The sequence below is a fragment of the Lacticaseibacillus sp. YLM2-1 genome (genome assembly GCF_056583465.1).
In genome coordinates this window covers 2,202,236-2,219,193 of the sequence record NZ_CM152617.1, presented here as the reverse complement: position 1 = coordinate 2,219,193, position 16,958 = coordinate 2,202,236, and the positions used below count along the sequence as shown (strand labels likewise).

At 44.6% G+C, this 16,958-nt stretch carries 12 protein-coding genes, 1 pseudogene and 1 CRISPR repeat array (1 of these 14 cut by a window edge); of the genes and pseudogenes, 10 read left to right on the top strand and 3 right to left on the bottom strand.

All coding sequences use genetic code 11. The features are described 5' to 3' along the window. Positions 1-110 precede the first annotated feature (110 nt). Genes AC07KQ_RS10650 through cydC form a run of 4 tightly spaced genes read left to right on the top strand, consistent with a single transcriptional unit; the run spans position 111 to position 5,992 of the window. Positions 111-1,535, top strand: a complete 1,425-nt coding sequence (locus AC07KQ_RS10650) for a cytochrome ubiquinol oxidase subunit I (RefSeq protein ID WP_003571231.1) — start codon at positions 111-113, stop codon at positions 1,533-1,535. After that, entirely contained in the window at positions 1,532-2,545 is a 1,014-nt protein-coding gene (gene cydB / locus AC07KQ_RS10645) for a cytochrome d ubiquinol oxidase subunit II (RefSeq protein WP_003571229.1), read from the top strand. Before AC07KQ_RS10650 ends, cydB begins: the two co-directional genes overlap by 4 nt. Then, on the top strand, positions 2,542-4,284 hold the full coding sequence (gene cydD, locus AC07KQ_RS10640; RefSeq protein ID WP_003571227.1) for a thiol reductant ABC exporter subunit CydD: 1,743 nt from the start codon (positions 2,542-2,544) through the stop codon (positions 4,282-4,284). The genes cydB and cydD overlap by 4 nt, the downstream gene beginning before the upstream one ends. Beyond that, complete coding sequence (gene cydC / locus AC07KQ_RS10635; RefSeq protein ID WP_003571225.1) at positions 4,265-5,992, top strand: thiol reductant ABC exporter subunit CydC; 1,728 nt, start codon at positions 4,265-4,267, stop codon at positions 5,990-5,992. The genes cydD and cydC overlap by 20 nt, the downstream gene beginning before the upstream one ends. Positions 5,993-6,063: 71 nt before the next feature. On the opposite strand, the gene AC07KQ_RS10630 is transcribed toward cydC, so the two are convergent. Both AC07KQ_RS10630 and AC07KQ_RS10625 read right to left on the bottom strand, forming a co-directional pair. Next, positions 6,064-6,387 (bottom strand): magnetosome magnetite crystal formation protein family, encoded by a 324-nt coding sequence (locus AC07KQ_RS10630; protein WP_003566944.1) that lies wholly within the window; start codon positions 6,385-6,387, stop codon positions 6,064-6,066. Between the two features lie 193 nt (positions 6,388-6,580). Further along, the gene (locus AC07KQ_RS10625) at positions 6,581-6,955 is read right to left on the bottom strand and encodes a YxeA family protein (protein ID WP_003571223.1); all 375 of its coding nucleotides are present in this window, start codon (positions 6,953-6,955) and stop codon (positions 6,581-6,583) included. A gap of 223 nt (positions 6,956-7,178) precedes the next feature. Between AC07KQ_RS10625 and AC07KQ_RS10620 the strand changes: the two genes are divergently transcribed. Next, the gene (locus AC07KQ_RS10620; protein ID WP_003571221.1) at positions 7,179-8,345 is read left to right on the top strand and encodes a YncE family protein; all 1,167 of its coding nucleotides are present in this window, start codon (positions 7,179-7,181) and stop codon (positions 8,343-8,345) included. A 132-nt stretch (positions 8,346-8,477) separates the two neighbouring features. On the opposite strand, the gene AC07KQ_RS10615 is transcribed toward AC07KQ_RS10620, so the two are convergent. Beyond that, positions 8,478-9,398, bottom strand: a complete 921-nt coding sequence (locus tag AC07KQ_RS10615; RefSeq protein ID WP_003574021.1) for an IS30 family transposase — start codon at positions 9,396-9,398, stop codon at positions 8,478-8,480. Between the two features lie 112 nt (positions 9,399-9,510). On the opposite strand from AC07KQ_RS10615, the pseudogene AC07KQ_RS10610 reads away from it, so the two are divergent. The 5 genes and pseudogenes from AC07KQ_RS10610 to csn2 all read left to right on the top strand — a co-directional run. Then, a pseudogene (locus AC07KQ_RS10610) lies at positions 9,511-10,194 on the top strand (hypothetical protein); the annotation flags it as partial. A gap of 148 nt (positions 10,195-10,342) precedes the next feature. Further along, on the top strand, positions 10,343-14,431 hold the full coding sequence (gene cas9 / locus AC07KQ_RS10605; RefSeq protein ID WP_003659473.1) for a type II CRISPR RNA-guided endonuclease Cas9: 4,089 nt from the start codon (positions 10,343-10,345) through the stop codon (positions 14,429-14,431). Between the two features lie 190 nt (positions 14,432-14,621). Continuing rightward, positions 14,622-15,527, top strand: a complete 906-nt coding sequence (gene cas1 / locus AC07KQ_RS10600) for a type II CRISPR-associated endonuclease Cas1 (RefSeq protein WP_003571214.1) — start codon at positions 14,622-14,624, stop codon at positions 15,525-15,527. Next, positions 15,505-15,810: a CRISPR-associated endonuclease Cas2 gene (gene cas2, locus AC07KQ_RS10595; RefSeq protein WP_003586314.1), complete on the top strand. Its 306-nt coding sequence runs from the start codon at positions 15,505-15,507 to the stop codon at positions 15,808-15,810. Before cas1 ends, cas2 begins: the two co-directional genes overlap by 23 nt. After that, positions 15,807-16,484, top strand: coding sequence for a type II-A CRISPR-associated protein Csn2 (csn2, locus tag AC07KQ_RS10590; RefSeq protein ID WP_003571210.1), 678 nt, complete (start codon positions 15,807-15,809; stop codon positions 16,482-16,484). Before cas2 ends, csn2 begins: the two co-directional genes overlap by 4 nt. Positions 16,485-16,508: 24 nt before the next feature. After that, positions 16,509-16,958: a CRISPR direct-repeat array (repeat unit 36 nt; unit sequence GTCTCAGGTAGATGTCGAATCAATCAGTTCAAGAGC) (it continues 444 nt past the right edge of the window).

Below are 16,958 nucleotides of genomic sequence, written 5' to 3'. Positions count from 1 at the left end.
GATGCTGAAAAGCATTATTTCAATGCTATTTTTTGGGTTTTTGGTTTTTAAAAAATAAAACACAGGGGTATACTTAGATTGGAATCAATCTAGTAAGGGAGGAAAAACATATGCTATTGGCAATGGACGTATTATCGCTAGCTCGTTTTCAGTTCGCGATGACGACCGTTTTCCATTTCTTCTTTGTGCCGTTTTCAATTGGTATGGGGCTTGTTACCGCCATTATGGAAACAATGTATGTGCGCAAAAAGAATGAAACATATAAGAAGATGGCCAAGTTCTGGGGCAAGATCTTCTTACTCAGCTTTGCGGTTGGGGTCGTTACAGGTATTATTCAAGAATTTCAGTTTGGCATGAACTGGTCTAATTATTCACGGTTCATGGGTGACATCTTTGGGGTGCCACTGGCGATTGAAGCGTTACTGGCATTCTTCATGGAATCGACTTTCATTGGTCTGTGGATGTTCACATGGGATCGTTTCAAACCGGCTGTTCACGCTATCTTTATTTGGATGACATGGCTAGGTACCACGCTATCAGCCATTTGGATTCTGTCGGCGAATGCCTTCATGCAGCATCCAACCGGTTTTGCAATTAATCAGGCAACGGGTCGGGTTAAGTTAGTCGACTTTGGGGCCGTGATCACGAATCCGCAACTGTGGGTTGAATTTCCGCATGTTATTTTCGGTGCCTTTACGACGGCTGGCTTTGCTGTAGCCGGCATGGCCGCATGGCGTTTGCTTAAAAAAGATCAAGTTGACTTTTACAAGAAGTCTCTTAGAGTTGGCTTGATTGTTGGCACCATCGCTTCTGCATGCGCAATCGGTTTTGGTGATTTGCAGACACAATTCATCATTAAAGATCAGCCGATGAAGTTTGCGGCAACTGAAGGAATTTATAAAGATACTAGTGATCCAGCACCATGGACGCTTGTCGAATTAATCAATACTAAAGATCATACGACCAGTGGCAATATTGAAGTGCCATATCTATTAAGTTTGCTGTCGTATCATAAAATGAACGGCGCAGTCAAAGGCATGGAGACAGCTAATAAGGAGCTTCAAGCTAAATATGGCAAAGACAGGGACTATTATGTGCCGGTTAAAACCTTGTTCTGGAGCTTCCGGGTCATGGCTGGTGGTGGCGTTCTTCTGTTCCTGCTAGGCGTTCTAGGTCTCTGGTTTAGCCGGAAGAAGAAAGATACCTTGCTTAATCAGCGTTGGCTATTGTATATTCTCGGCTTTGCGCTGTGGCTCCCATTCATCATTAATACGGCTGGTTGGTTTATCACTGAACTTGGTCGGTATCCATGGGTTGTTTACGGCCTGTATTCAATTGCCGATGCGGTTTCGCCGACAACGACAGCTGGACAGTTACTGTTCACTAACATTTGCTACTTCTTGATCTTCACCTTGCTCGGCGGTGTCATGATTTATTACTCACATCGCGTGCTTAAGAAGGGTCCTGAAGGCGATCTGAACACTGACTACGGGGTCAACAGTGATCCGTTTGCTAAGGAGGCGTTCGCAAAATGAGCTGGTTACAGATTTTGTGGTTCTTCTTATTGTTTGTCCTTTTCAGCGGCTTCTTCGTCCTTGAAGGCTTTGACTTCGGGGTTGGTATGTCAACCAAGCTATTGGCGCGTAACTCTGACGAAGAAGATCAACTCGTTGCCACAATCGGCCCACATTGGGATGGGAACGAAGTTTGGCTGATCACAGCTGGTGGCGCGATGTTTGCCTCTTATCCAATGTGGTATGCCAGCCTCTTCTCGGGGTTTTACATCATGTTCTTCCTTGTGTTGTTCGGTTTGATTGTTCGCGGCGTGTCGTTTGAATTTGCTGCACATGCCGAGACCAAAAGAGGTCGGAATATCTGGCGTTGGGCTTTAGCTTGCGGCAGTTTAATCCCACCGTTCATCTTAGGGATGATTTTTACCGCGATCATTCAACCGTTACCAATTACCAAGGCTGGCGATGTTTATCCTACTTTAGGTAATCAAATCAACCTTTTGACAATTGTCGGCGGAGTTGCGGTCACTTTGATGATGCTCATGCACGGTTTAAACTTTATTCGTCTGAAAACGACTGGCGACTTGCGCAAGCGTGCGCGTGACTGGAACAGCAAGTTGTACTACTTGTTGTATGCTGGTGAAGTTGTCTTCGCTGTCCTTCTATTCTTTATGACCGACTTCTTCAAAGAACGCCCAATCAGCACTTTGTTGATTTTGGTTGTGATTGTCGGCTCGACAGTTGCCGCTCATGTTGGCGTGCTTAAAGATAATGAAGTGTTGTCATTTGTTGGCAGTGCCCTAGGGCTTGTCGGGGTTGTCGGTGTGATTTTCAACGGCTTGTTCCCACGCGTTATGATTGGCCAAGATGCGGCTATGTCCATTTTGGCAAAAGACGCCAGTGCTAGTCCGTTGACGCTGACCATTATGACGATTGTCGCTGTGATTCTGCTGCCAATTGCCTTGGCATACTTCATCTGGAGCTATGTGGTCTTCCACAAGCGAATTCAAGCAAAAGGAGCGGTTAGTGAATGATCGATAAGACGCTCATGCGCCTTTCGGGAATGAAACGAATTATGACAATGCTTGCCGGGTTTGCGCTCGTGCAAGCTTTTGTTATTTTATTACAAGGAAAATTTCTTGCTGAAGGGATCGTTCATTCTTGGAACCGGCAAAGTTTAGCTGGCTTATGGCTTCCGTTAGGACTTTTTGCGACTGCCTTTGTGATTCGTCAGCTCATTGTTTGGGTGCGCAATCGCATCGGGGCAAGATTTGCCATGACTAGTTCGGCCTGGCTACAAGCCCAATTGCTCAAGCACTTGTATGCCTTGGGGCCGGCTGCCGTTGCCAAGGAAGGAACCGGTAATTTGGTCACGATGGCGCTGGATGGCATTCCCGAAGCCGAAAATTATATTGAACTGATTTTGAACAAAATCCTGAACATGAGTATTATTCCGTGGGTTTTAGTTGCCTATATTTGGTACGAAAACTGGCTAACTGGCTTCACCTTGCTGATCATGTTTCCAATTATCATTTTGTTCATGGTGATTCTTGGCTTGGCAGCACAGGATAAATCTGAAAGCCAATATGCTGGGTTTCAAAAGATGAGCAATCATTTCATTGACTCCTTGCGTGGTTTAAAAACTTTGCAGTTGATGGGGATTAGTCGGCAATACGCGAATAATGTGTACGATGTGTCGGAAGACTATCGAAAACAAACCATGGGCGTCTTGCGCATCGCGATGCTCTCAACGTTTGCGCTAGACTTCTTCACCACCTTGTCGATTGCAGTTGTTGCGGTTTTCCTCGGGATCAAGTTGATGGATGGCGCGATTCCACTCTATCCAGCAATGGTTGCGCTGATCTTGGCACCGGAATATTTCATGCCGATTCGTGATTTTGGGACTGACTACCATGCCACCTTGAATGGCAAAAATGCGATGAAGGCGATTTGGCAAGTGATTGATCAGCCATTACCTACTGATACCAATGTGTTACCGGCTTTTTCAAGGTGGCAGGCTCAGGACACGGTAACCATTAACCACCTCGATTTCACCTATCCAAATGAACGCGCGGGCATTCAAGATGCTAATCTGCAGTTTACCGGCACGGAAAAAGTAGCGATTATCGGTGCTAGCGGGTCAGGTAAATCAACATTACTCAATTTGATTGGCGGTTTCTTGCAGCCGCAAAAAGCTGCCATGACGGTTCGAGGAACGAAGGTACCGCATATGACCCAAGCAGCTTGGCAAGATCATTTGAGCTATATCCCACAAGATCCGTATCTATTTGCTGATACGATCGCTGCCAATATCCGGTTTTATCGGCCGGATGCGTCAGATGAAGATGTGAAACAGGCAGCTGAGGCGGCGGGGTTGAGTCATTGGATCGAAACTTTGGCAGACGGCTATGCAACGAGAATCGGGGAAGGCGGTCGTGGTATTTCCGGCGGTCAGGCCCAGCGAATTGCGTTGGCGCGGACTTTGATTGATACGAATCGCTCGATTTGGTTGTTTGACGAACCAACTGCCCATTTGGATATTGAAACTGAAGCCGAGTTAAAAGAAACGCTTGTGCCGCTGTTCAAAAACCGGCTCGTGATTTTTGCGACCCATCGGCTACACTGGCTCAATCAAATGGATCGCGTGATTGTGGTTGATGGCGGCAAGATCATTGCTGAAGGGACCCCAAGTGAGCTGGCGGCACATTCCAAGCCGTATCAGGCCCTTGTGCACGAAATGCGAGGTGAATTCAATGCATTGGTTGAAAAATGAGCACTGGGTTCGCCCAGACTTGAAACGCTATCGCGGCTTACTCGTCTGGTCGTTAATTCTGGGGGTTATGACCTTTGTCTTTGCTGGTGCCTTGATGTTCACGTCAGGTTTTCTGATTGATAAAAGTGCCACGAAGCCATTGTTTGCAGCTATTTATGTCACGGTTGTCTTGACCCGCGCTTTTGGGATTGGGCGACCGGTGTTTCAATACATTGAACGGTTGACCAGTCACAACTGGGTGTTGCGCATTACTAGCCACATGCGGCGAAAATTGTACAAAGTGTTGGAAACTGATGCTGCCTTTGTGTCCGAACATCATCAAACCGGCGATATTCTAGGCTTGCTCGCCGATGACATTGGTCACATTCAGAATCTATACTTGCGGATGATTTTCCCAACTGTGGTCGGCGCTGGTCTAACGGTTATTGCCACTTTGTTGCTAGGCTGGTTCAACTGGGGCTTTGCACTATGGATTATGTTGTTGCTGTTGTTTCAAGTATTGATTCTGCCTTGGTGGGGACTGGTAGTTGAGCGTTTTCGAAAGGCAGAACAAAAGCAATTGAATCATGATGCCTATGTCTCATTGACGGATTCAGTGCTCGGTTTGTCCGATTGGGTTATTACTCATCGTGAAAAGGATTTTATGTCTCAAAGTCTGGCGGCCCCTAAAAAATTAGCCGCATCGACGGTGAAGTCCAAGCGATTTCAATGGCGCCGAGACTTTGTCGGCCAACTGCTGTTTGTCTTAATTGTCATTAGTATGTTGATCTGGACAAACCTTGAGTGGACCGGTAATCAAGCGAGTGCTAACTGGGTTGGGGCGTTTGTACTGGTTGTTTTCCCACTCGATCAGGCGTTCTCCGGCATCGCACAAGGGGTTGGCGAATGGCCGACATACCGAGATGCGATTCGTCATCTCAACGATTTGCAGCCGGTCACGCGACAATTACCGCAACAACAAGCAGTACCGACTCAGTTCAAAGAGATGACATTGCAGCATCTCAGTTTTCAATACACGCCAAAAGATCCTGAATTGATTACCGATATTGATCTAACCGTTCACAGCGGCGAGAAAATTGCGATTCTCGGACCTAGTGGCATGGGCAAAACCACGTTGTTGCAACTTGTACTTGGTGACCTAACGCCGACAACTGGAAACGTGTTGGTCGACGGTCAAGATGTCCTGACTTATCAGCAGCATCGCACCAATCTTTTTGCGGTGTTGGATCAAAGTCCGTTTTTATTCAACACGTCGATTGTCAACAATGTCCGCTTAGGCAATGAGCAGGCCAGCGATGCTGATGTTGCCGCTGCTCTTAAGGCAGTCAAGCTAGACCAGCTCGTAGCCCAATTGCCGAATGGTATTAACAGCAGTGTCGAGGAAGCAGGTTTCGGCTTTTCAGGTGGTGAACGGCAACGTTTGTCGCTAGCTCGAATTCTTTTACAGGATGCGCCGATTGTGCTGTTGGATGAACCGACAGTCGGCCTTGATCCAATTACGGAACAGGCTTTGCTGGAGACGATGTTCACAGTATTGCAAGGCAAAACCATTCTTTGGGTGACGCATCATTTGCAAGGCGTCAATCAAACTGATCGCGTCATTTTTCTTGAAGATGGCCGTTTGACGATGAATGATACCCCTAGTCACTTGGCTAAGAACGACGAGCGGTATCAGAACTTGTATGCTTTGGATGCGGGGCTACGGTGAAATTTTGATAAACCAAAAAGGGTGCTTCTCATGACGAGAGGCGCCCTTTTTTGGCGATATTGAGTGGTTAATCAGGAGGTGATAATTTTGATGCCTGTGTAGATGTTGTAGACTACCATCCCAATGTCAACGACCATGGCAACAAGTAGCAAGATAAGTGAAACGGCGGATGTTGCGTTGATGCTGTTCGTGAAGAAACCGACACCGCCAATGATCATAAAGATAAAGATGCTCAATAGGGTGGGAATAATATGCAGCCAAAGTGCGTGTTTAGCTGTGTCCCGTGTGACGGAACCTTGCGGGGTGAAAATCCAAACGAGAATTGGAAAGAGAATGGGGGCAAAAATGACCGAAATATAAGACAACCCGCGTAAAACTTTGTGTTCATTCGTCATAATAGACATCTCCTTGTAAATGTGTTCGCTGGCGCAGAAATCTGCACATAAGGGCCACAAGCACAATGACCAAAACCGGGTCATCGCACTTGCGCCCGCTTATGCTCCGGTTTCTAACCGCTCCAGCTCATACTCTGTTTGTAAATGTGTTCGCTGGCGCAGGTTTCAAACTGCGCCAGCGCACCTTTTTTAATTAGCGATTTAATTTTGCTAAAGCTGCTTTAGGAACCTTTTCCTTTGGAACGACTTCCCAACTAATCACTTGGTTTCGACGCGTGCTGTAATCGAGGCGGAGATAAGCTTGCATTTTCAAAGGCCGAGATTTGTGACCGTTGAAATCAACCTCTGTACCGTGGCCTTTTTCATCATAGGCCATCTGAGTATAGGCATAATCAATATCCCGCGCAGCACCGGTCTCATCATCGATAACATCAAACTTCTTGCCTGTCGTCGTAATCTGGGTGTAATAAGGGGTGCTTTGAGTATACCAAGCGTAAAACCCTGCACCGCCAAGAATGACGAGGCCAATGAAGATGCCAATACCAATCAAGATTTTTTTCATATTCATATCCCCTCCCAAACGGTGTATATGCAACTTATTGTATAAATTATAACAATAATATCATTCATTCGAACATTAAAATGACTCGATTACCTTATAAGGAAACCTTGTTAAACAAAAGGTCATGTGATGCGGATCAGAAGCAAGGTTTGCTATAATGATGACATTGATATAACGATTATAGAACGTGAAGGGTGAACGTATTTTGAATAGGGATGGGAAGAAAAAATTGAGTCGCCAAAATCTCATGATTTTGATTGTCGATTTGGTACTCATTATCATTTTTATTGGCGGCTTTGGCTGGGGGATTGGGACGGTTAAACGTTACCAAGTTGAGCCGAACACGTCACGGACAGAGACCAACACTGACAGCTTATATTCAGAAAGTCGCTTCGAAAAAACGCTGCAAAAGTTTAAACGCTTGGATTTAATGGTTCGATTAGGCCCGGTTAAAGACGCTAAAACATTTAACTATACGCCAGACGAATTCAATGTTAAATATAGCAGTCAGCCGATAGTATCTGGTCTAAAGGCAACGAAAACACTCAATGCTGAAACCGGCGAAGTTGAAGTTTGTACAACCATGACCCCACAAGGCGTTACGGTGGCCGGTGATTACTTATTAACCACAGCATATGATCATGACGGTTTTCATAACTCAGTGATGTATATTCAGGATTTGAAAACCGGTAAGTTGCTTAACACAGTGGTATTGAATGGCCGTCCCCATGTTGGTGGGTTAACTTATGATGCCAAGAACGATAACATTTGGATCTGCGGACGCCGGAACAATGCGGCTGAAGTTTTTGCAATCAAGCTAAAAACAGCCTTGACTTACAATGTTGATAAGAAAGCCAAGGCTGTGGCTTATTCGCAGCGCGCCCAACTTGGCAATATTAGCCGAGCTTCTTTTGTCACTTATTACGAAAATGCGCTGTTCGTCGGCTTCTTTAATCCAACTGGAAAAGGTAACATTCAACGCTATCCTTTAAATGATAAGGGGCAGGTTGTTGGGAAAAGCCTCACCTCCAGCATCTCGAATCAATTTGACGTGTTAACACAATCCGTTTTGCATCAAGACATTTTATCGAAAATCCAAGGGATGGCCTTTTATGGGGATTATACGATTCTGTCGCAATCTTATGGTGGTGGCAACTCGACGTTATATATCTTTAAAACCGATCCTAAGAAGACCATCTTCCGCGCTAGTGATGCGATTGACACGTTTGATATGCCTTCGCACTTAGAACAGATCAGCACGCATGATGGGCGGATGTACATGATGTTTGAATCGGCGGCGTATGCTTATCGTCATCGCAGTACCAATCAATTAGACCGGGTCCTCTCAATGAACTTGGAAGGCTTCGTTCAACTTGTGTTAAAGGAGGAGAAATAATTGGAAGCAACAAAATTAGCTAAACGCAAACAATGGCCAGTTCCTTTTAGTCAAACTGAACCACATTTTACGTTCAATAACTGGCTGAAGTTCTTCTCGGTTGTTTTGTTTACCTAGATTGCAATAATAAAGTTACCACCTAGAAAGAGGCTTGCTCACTGCTTGAACTGGGGTTTGCCAACGGAGACATTTTCTAGGTTTGTTATTGATAAGCGCTGTGGCTTGTTGAATATCGGTCTCTGAAACCTGATCAAACTGTGTTCCCTTCGGGAAATAGTAGCGAAGTTCTCGATTGAACCGTTCATTTGTGCCCCGTTCATTCGGGTGATAGGCGTGGCAAAAGTAAACCGGTATCCGATAGCGCTTTGTAAGCGCCTGATCGCAGGAAAACTCTTTACCGTGATCAACCGTCACTGATCGAACCGGACCCGGAAAGTCCACCATCAGTCTTGCAAATCCCTTGAGAACAGCATTTTGTGATAAGTTTTCAAGCTTAGTTGTCGCCATTAAACGTGTCACCCGATCGACAATGGTCAAAACAGCAGCCTTTGACCCGCGACCACCGCGAACTGTATCCATCTCTAAATGTCCTTTTTCGGTTCGCCGATTAGCTGACTCACTGCGAATCTCAATTGAGGTGCCTACTGCTTGGTTATAGCGCGACCGAAGGTCTTGTCTTCTTTTATGACGTTTACCGTGATCAAAGAGTTGGCTTGGCTGAAAATCGACTTGTCTTTGATAAATCCAGTGGTAAATCGTGTGTGGCGCACAGTGAACGGCATAACCGACCATTTCAGGGGACCAACCTAGGTTTAGCTTCTCAGTTACCATCCGCTTCAACTTAGGCGTTAAAATCGAGTGCCGACCACAACGATGCCGACAAGTATCGGCATGATCCTGAGCTATAATGGCGCAGTAATCACCTTCAGGGCAACGGTGAAGCTCATGCCTAATAGAAATACGAGAGCGGCCTAAGGTCGCGGCGATGTATTGAATCGTGTGGTGTTGCATCAGTTCTATCTGAGATCGTTCAATTAAGGTTATAATGGCCATGGGACCTGTCCTTCTCTCTAGATGGTATGTTATGCAAACACCATTTTAGCAAGAACGGACAGGTCTTTTTTCACATTTTCTGGGTGGTAACTTTAATTATGCAATCTAGGTTACCTATCTGCTCTTTTATACACGCAATCCGATTGGCGGATTTTTCAACATGTCCGGCACCACTTTTTTGAATGTTGCTAATGGCTGGACTCGAGCCGTTGTCGTGTTCGGCGGCGTTCTTTACTGTGCCATCATTTTTGCTGGCGCTGTATGGGCAGCCGGCTGGGATGGCTTGAGTCAGCTTTTTGCAAGTTTTCGTTGGCGGGATATCTGGTATGTTTTCGCTTATGGCGTTTTGTACCTGATTGCGTCCACACTTGGCAGGATTCTTGGCGACTTGGTGCCAATTCGGTTTGGCGTTGATTTTGTCAATACGCTGGAGGCCGCCCAGTTTGGTAACTTAGGTGCTTTTAGCCTCATTAGTTTCCGTGCCTTTTTCATGACGCTTGCAACGCAATTAACGGCGGTGATGATTTTCCTAGCTAGTCAACAGTTATTTAGTCGATTGGCGATTAAACATCGGCGTTGGGCATTGTTTTTAACTTATCTCTTGGCGCTGGCCGTAACGGCTGTTGTGACAACTACACCGCTTGCACCGCATGTCTTTGTCAATATCGCCAGCGGATTGGTCGCACAGCTGCCACTATACTGGGTCTATCGACGTTCGCGTAACATTTTGGTGGTGACGCTGAGTGCATTTATTTTGATGCACGTCATGATAGGGTTGGCAGTGATGTTAGGGTAGTGATGTTATCGACCGGTATTGACTGGTGATGACGGTTTTTTTGACTGATTTTTATGATAAATAGGTGATTATTAGAACTTATGAATTGAAAACGATTACAACAATCGCCATACTAAAGATGTTTCAACTATTGACTGGAGGTCTAAGCATGACAAAGTTAGGTAAACCATATGGCATTGGAGTCGATATCGGCTCAAACTCGATTGGATTTGCGGCTGTGGATGAGAACAGTCATCTTATTCGATTGAAGGGAAAAACGGTTATTGGGGCAAGACTGTTTGAAGAAGGAAAAGCAGCAGCGAAACGCCGAGCAGGTCGTACCACTCGCCGTCGTTTGAGCCGAAATCGTTGGCGACTCAGTTTTTTGCGTGATTTTTTTGAATCGCATATTACGCCTACTGACCCGAATTTCTTTATGCGGCAAAAGTACTCGGAAATCTCGCCGAAGGATAAGGCCCGTTACAAGTATGAGAAGCGGCTTTTTAATGATCGGACGGATGCTGAGTTTTATCAGCAATATTCGACAATGTATCATTTGCGCAATCGGCTTATGACTGATCCAAGCAGAGCGGATGTTCGCGAGATTTATTTTGCCATTCATCATATTTTGAAAAGTCGCGGGCATTTTTTGACGCCGGGAGATGCCAAGGATTTCAATACAAACGATGTGGCGTTAGACGAGATTTTTCCTGCATTGCAGGATGCCTACGCCCAAGTTTACCCAGATCTTGGCATTACTTTTGATGAGGACAAAGCGAATGAGTTTAAAACAATTTTGCTGAATGAAATAGCAACGTCAATTGATACGCAACGAGCTTTAGTCAAACTGTTACTGGCTGAAGAAGACGACAAGGACATCTTGAAGCAGCAGAAGCAGGTTTTAACCGAGTTTGCTAAAGCTGTGGTCGGGTTGAAAACCAAACTTAATCTAGCGTTAGGAACTGAAGTTGATAGTTCTGAAGCCACTGCTTGGAACTTTTCATTAGGGCAGCTTGACGATAAATGGGCTGGCATTGAATCGGCTATGACCGATGAAGGAACGGAAATTCTGGACCAGATTCGGGATCTGTATCGAGCCCGGCTCCTTAATGGTATTGTGCCCACAGGAAAGACGCTTTCTCAAGCTAAGGTTGATGATTATACACAACATCATGAAGATCTCCAGTTGTTTAAAGCCTATTTAAAACAACTTGAAGATGATGGAACGGCTAAAGCAATCCGACAGCTTTACGATCGCTATATAGACGGTGACGATGCTGCGCCATTTTTGCGAGAAAATTTTGTTAAAGCGTTAACTAAAGACGTGACGGCTCATCCAAACACCAAGTCTCCTGAACTGCTTGAACGTTTGGCGCAACCGGACTTCATGCTCAAGCAGCGCAACAAAGCGAACGGGGCTATTCCAGTCCAAATGCAACAGCGGGAATTGGATCAGATCATCAAAAATCAAGCTGTTTATTACGACTGGCTGGCTGCGCCAAATCCGGTGGAAAAGCATCGGAAAAGTATGCCTTATCAGTTGGATGAATTGCTGAATTTTCGAATTCCATATTATGTTGGACCATTGGTGACGGCTAAAGAGCAAAAAGCAGCACAAGGCGGGGTTTTTGCTTGGATGGTTCGGAAAGATCCTGAAGGTAATATCACGCCTTATAATTTTGACGAAAAGGTAGATCGCGAAGCTTCGGCTAATACCTTTATTCAGCGGATGAAGACGACCGACACTTACTTGATTGGTGAAGACGTGTTGCCTAAGCAAAGTTTGCTGTATCAACGCTATGAGGTGTTGAATGAACTGAATAATGTTCGTGTTAATAACGAGAAGCTTAGCATCGAACAAAAACAACAAGTTATTCGAGAACTGTTTGAACGGCATAATAGTGTGACAATTAAACAATTTGCCGAAAATCTGCGAGCGCATGGTGATTACGCCCACATTCCTGAAATTCGTGGTTTAGCTGATGAGAAACGTTTTTTAAGTTCACTTTCTACGTACCGTCAACTGAAAAGTCTTTTACCCGAGGCAATTGATGATCCAGCCAAACAAGCCGATATTGAAAATATCATTGCGTGGTCGACCGTTTTTGAAGACGCAGCGATCTTTAAAACGAAATTGAAAGAGATCAGTTGGCTCGGCAGCGAAGCCATCACGAAACTAAGCAACATTCGATATCGGGGGTGGGGCCAGTTTTCGCGCAAGTTTTTAAATGGTCTGACCCTTGGCAACGGGCATACTATCATTCAAGAATTGCTCCTGTCCACTAACAACTTGATGCAGATACTAACAGATGAAACGCTACAAAAGAAAATGACCGAGCTGAACGCTGATAAATTGAAAACAGCGAATATCAATGATGCGATTGATAATGCGTATACATCACCAAGCAATAAAAAGGCATTGCGTCAGGTTCTTCGGGTTGTTGATGATATTAAACGCGCTGCGGATGGTCAAGATCCTAGTTGGTTGTACGTTGAAACCGCGGATGGCGGTGGTACACCAGGCAAGCGCACTCGTGCGCGTCAACATCAACTTCAGGAAATATACGCGAATGCGGCCCACGAGCTGATTGATACGGCAGTCCGCGGTGAATTGGAAGATAAGATTTCAGATAAGGCCGATTTCAATGATCGACTAGTGCTGTATTTCATGCAAGGTGGGCGTGATATCTACACTGGTGCGCCACTAAATATTGATCAACTAAGTAGTTATGATATCGACCATATTCTGCCACAATCGCTAATCAAAGATAACTCTTTAGATAATCGTGTATTAGTGCACGCTATTATCAACCGAGAGAAAAACGCAACATTTGCATCAACCATCTATGCTCAAAAGATGAACGCGACATGGCGTCAATGGCATGAGGCAGGGCTGATTAGCGGTCGCAAACTGCGTAATCTGCAAATGCGTCCAGATCAAATCGATAAGTACGCGAGCGGCTTTGTTGCCCGACAATTGGTGGAAACTCGACAAATCATCAAGCTGACGGAACAAATTGTAGCAGCGCAGTACCCTGATACCAAAATTATCGCCGTTAAAGCAGGTCTTTCACATCAATTGCGGGAAGAACTCGAATTCCCTAAGAATCGTGATGTTAATCACTACCACCATGCTTTTGATGCCTTCCTAGCCGCTCGGATTGGTACCTATTTACTCAAGCGATTCCCTAATTTACAGGCTTTCTTCACGTACGGCAAGTTTACAAAAGCCGACGTCAAAAAGCTTCGCGGGTTCAACTTTATCCGTGATATCACACATGCTGAAGATAAAATTGTGGCAAAGGATACCGGCGAGGTTGTATGGGACAAACAACGGGATGTTGATGAGCTGGATCGAATCTATAACTTTAAGCGGATGTTAATTACGCATGAAGTCCGCTTTGAAACGGCGGATTTGTTTAAGCAGACGGTTTATGGGGCCAGGGATTCGAAGGAGGCTGGCGGGTCGAAGCAGCTCATTCCAAAGAAAAAAGGATATCCAGTTGATATTTATGGGGGCTATTTCAGAGAGAACACGGCCTATCTTGCCGTTGTGAAAGTGACCAAAAAGACAGAGACAATCTTTAAAGTTGTCAAAATTGCAACTTCCCAGGTTGCAGCTTTGAATAAAGCAAGATCACGGTCAACTGCTGAGGAGCTTTCAGTACTTACTGAACTCCTAAAGCCAAAATTTAGCAAGGTCGGGAAAAATGGTAAGATCACTGATACACCATTCGAGGTTGTGCTTCCGCGAGTTCCGCGTGAACAACTTTTCTATAATGCAAAGTATGGTTTCTTTATGGTTAACTCAGATACCATGTTTCACAATTTCCAAGAAATTTGGGTGTCTCGTTCAGACCAAAAAATTCTTCAACAAATTAGAAAAGCCAAGATTGACTATCCTAATGTTGATCAAGATTTAGACAATCTTTTTCACAATTTAGCCGATCAAATTGTCAAATATTTTGATTTGTATTCTATTGCAGGGTTTAAAGAGAAAATCAGTCAAAGTCAAAATACTTTCAATGATTTGGCGGTTGATGATACTGACCAGAGTGTAGGTAAGATAACGGTCATTAATGAATTGTTAAAGGGAGCACAAGCTAATGGCATGACGGGAAGCCTAAAAGTTTTAAAGATAAGTACCCCATTTGGATTTACGCAAGATAAAAGTGGTGTTCTTACAAAAGATAGTTCCATCATCTATCAGTCACCAACAGGGCTTTTTGAACGGTCTGTTCGCCTAACTGACCTGTAAAAAAACCATCCGGGTTTTCCCGGATGGCGGTATGTATGGCCCAACATGGGCTCAGAAATTGAAACTCAGCCGAGGCTTTGTTTGATCTCAACGTGTAGATGTCGAATCAATCAGTTCAAAACGTTGGGGATGTCGTCCCAACACCTGTATTAAATCATATTGGGGAAGCGATTACAAGGGGGCATGCAGAATGGGATGGCGATCATTGATCGTGACGCAGCATTGTAAGGTGACGACCAAAAACCGAACGCTGGTTGTTCAAACTGATAGTGAAGTGAATAATGTGCCGATTGAAGATATCAATCAGGTTGTTTTCACAACAACTCGAGCGCTACTATCAGCTGATGCGATCACAACACTAGCAGAAGCTAATGCTAAGGTTATCTTTTCTGGAAGAGATGGTCAGCCGGTGACGGAAACAACGAATCTGTATTCTGATCGAAGAAAAGCTGACTTGGTTCGCTTACAAGTCAATTGGCCAAAAAGCTTGGTCGAAAATTTGTGGACGAAGATTGTTGCGGCCAAGGTGAGCATTCAAGCTCAAGTGACAAAACTGTGTGGTTACGACAACCAATCATTGTTAGATGACCTTGATACGTTAGAAATCAATGATCATTCAAATCGTGAAGCGACTGCAGCTCGAAAGTATTTCAAACTCATATTCGGAGATGACTTTTCACGCTCTGATATCTGTGCAACAAATGCTGCTCTTAATTACGGGTATTCGATCTTGCTTTCTACAACGAATCGAGCAATCGTAAGTGCTGGCCATATCACAGAAATAGGGATGCACCATAGCAGCGTTGCCAATCAATATAACCTTGGCTCAGATCTAATGGAACCATTTAGACCAGCAATTGATTACTGGGTTGCTAATCAAAAGTTCACTGACCTGACGCCAAACATTAAGTATGGTTTGATAGCACTTCTGAATCTAGAAGTGACATTTAATGGCAAGAAAGCCCTTCTTCAAAACGCATTGGACGAGCACGTTGAAAACTGTCTAGCCTATTTAGACGGCAAGCGTAACAATTGTCGAATTGAGGTGGAATTTCCGAATGAGGTATCGAGTGATGCGTTTAATGATCATGTTTGATCTGCCAGTTTTGACTTCTGAGAATCGACGAAATTACCGAAAATTTCGAAAAGCGTTGATCAACGAAGGATTTTTGATGATGCAGTATTCAATCTACGTTAGAGTGTGTTCGACAAAAAAATCAGCAGAATTTTTGGAACATCGAATAGCTGCCATGAAACCGCCGATTGGGACTGTGCAGACGCTAATGGTAACAGAGGCTCAATATCAGGCGATGCACTTCTTGGTTGGTGAAGCAAAACAAGACATTCGCAATTCGGCAGATAGGACGGTGATTATTTGAATCTTGCCTACTATCCGTTCCAACTGATAACAACAAAACCTTCTGAAGTAACTGTTATCGACACAGCATCGCCCAAGGTGTTGACGGATTTAATTGAAGCGCTGCGCAATGATCTTGATAAAGTTGTGCTTAGCAATGATCAACTTGAGCCACAAGAGATTCGCAAAGCTAGTTTGTGGATAGGCGATCCAAGGCTAGAGCTTGATCTAGATAAACTTTTTCAACGTCTAATCTATAAGAGGATGGAGTTGCTGATTGAGAATCAGCGGCTTGTCGAACTGATCGATCAATCGCAACAAATGGCGATGGATTTAATTCAAGATCCATTCTTGAGCGACTTGCCAGTCACGGTTGAACCAGGCGGTAAGCTCGAACAAATCATGAAATACTGCAACGTTCATTTTGATGAGACTGTCACGACAGAGTCAACCTCGAAGATTGAGGCGCTTATTCAGACGTTAACTAAATTGGAGGAAATGAAACTTGTCATTCTTACAAATGTCAGTCATTATTTAAGTGCCAGAGATTTCTTTGCGGTGACTGAACAGATCGGCGATACAGAACTTCAGGTTGTTCTCATTGAGTTCTCAAAAGTGAACCGAAGGAAATACTTTGAGAAATGCCAGTATATCTATATTGACGAGGACTTCGTTGATAGTCGCGAACTAGATTGATTAGGAGATTGTGTGAAAACACCAGTCTCAGGTAGATGTCGAATCAATCAGTTCAAGAGCATACAAAAAAAATCATACAGCCTGCATCACGTCTCAGGTAGATGTCGAATCAATCAGTTCAAGAGCCTAAACGTTCGCGAACCTCATTCAAGCTAAGTCTCAGGTAGATGTCGAATCAATCAGTTCAAGAGCATGGATGATGCATTTGATCGACAGTGGCCCGTCTCAGGTAGATGTCGAATCAATCAGTTCAAGAGCTTTAGTTAGTCGGTCAATGTCTGCTACTCTGTCTCAGGTAGATGTCGAATCAATCAGTTCAAGAGCGTGTTAGACTTAGATGTGGATGTTGCCCCGGTCTCAGGTAGATGTCGAATCAATCAGTTCAAGAGCGCTATCTGGCTTGAATTCCTTAATCGATTTGTCTCAGGTAGATGTCGAATCAATCAGTTCAAGAGCAAGCCGATGATATAAAGA